This window comes from Brachyspira catarrhinii (genome assembly GCF_005518285.1).
GTDB lineage: Bacteria > Spirochaetota > Brachyspiria > Brachyspirales > Brachyspiraceae > Brachyspira > Brachyspira catarrhinii.
In genome coordinates this window covers 1-1,301 of record NZ_SJDU01000521.1, presented here as the reverse complement: position 1 = coordinate 1,301, position 1,301 = coordinate 1, and the positions used below count along the sequence as shown (strand labels likewise).

The following is a 1,301-nucleotide window of genomic DNA, read 5'->3' as shown; positions in this document are numbered from 1 at the left end:
GAATATAAATTAAATCCTCCTATAAGTAAAAATAAAGTTATAGAATTAGAAAATAAATATGAATTCAAACTGCCAGAAGATTATTTTTGGTTTATAACTGAAGTAGGAAACGGAGGTGCTTGTCATGGATATAGTATGGATAAATTTGAAGATATGTATTTTGATTATTTGAAATATGACAGCAGAATAGATTTGATGAGAGAATATTCAAAAAAAGTAAATGAAGGAAATGCTAATGATATAGAAAATACAGACTTTGAATATTACGGAATATTAAGGTTTGGTACTTTGGGCTGTTCATCTTCTATAGGATTAATAGTAACTGGAGAAAATAGAGGAAAAGTTGTTTATTATGATGAAGAGTTTTATGAAGAACCTTTTATAACATGTTATGATAATTTTGTAGATTATTACGAAAATTGGGCTTTGGAAACATCTCTTAATTATAATATGGGTTCTTTTGGAATAAGACTAAAACTTGAAATTGATGATTTAATAAAAAGCTATTATAATATATTAAATAACAATACAAAAGAAGAAATTTTTATAAATAAACAAAGTATCATAACAACGATGCATAAATACAAATTATTAGAAGAAAAATATCTAAATGAAATATATAATTTATACAATTTGGAAAAAGATGAAAATTATAAACTACTATTTGCTGTTTTATTAATAAATCATAATTACAAAAAAATAGAAAAACATATAAAAGAAGCATTTAAAAACAAAGATATTATAGATTCTTATGTTAGAGTTTTATATTTCAAAGTTCATGCAGAAACTGATTTATATATAAGTAATTTTAAAAAAGAAATCTTTGATTGGACAGATGAAATAAAATCGGCATTGGAATATTACAAAAAATTATCTAATGAAGAAAATAAGAAAAATAACTTTAGTATTTTTATAGCCATGGCTTTTTATCTATATAAAAATAATTTAATTGATTTTAATGAGTTTGATATATTTATTAATAACAGAAACTCTACTATATTGTATATTCTATCTATCAGCAGTTTAGAAAATGATAATATATTCAATATTTATATAGAAGAATTTATAAAAGCATGTTCAAATAAAAACACGGAAAAAATAAGAAATACAACATCATACTTAGAAAATATTTTGAAAAATAATAAAAAATATAAAAAAGAAATAATAAACACAATAAAAACAGAATATCAAAAATTATTAGAATATTATAAAGTAAATGAGCCTCAAGATAAATACATAATTGACTTTATTAGCAATACTTCAAAAAGAATATTTAATTATTAAAATAATATACCATTAGG

General features: G+C 20.9%; 1 protein-coding gene. It reads left to right on the top strand.

From position 1 onward, the window contains the following. The coding region (locus EZH24_RS12020; RefSeq protein WP_137999308.1) for an SMI1/KNR4 family protein at positions 1-1,284 on the top strand (1,284 nt) is incomplete at its 5' end. Positions 1,285-1,301: the final 17 nt, after the last annotated feature.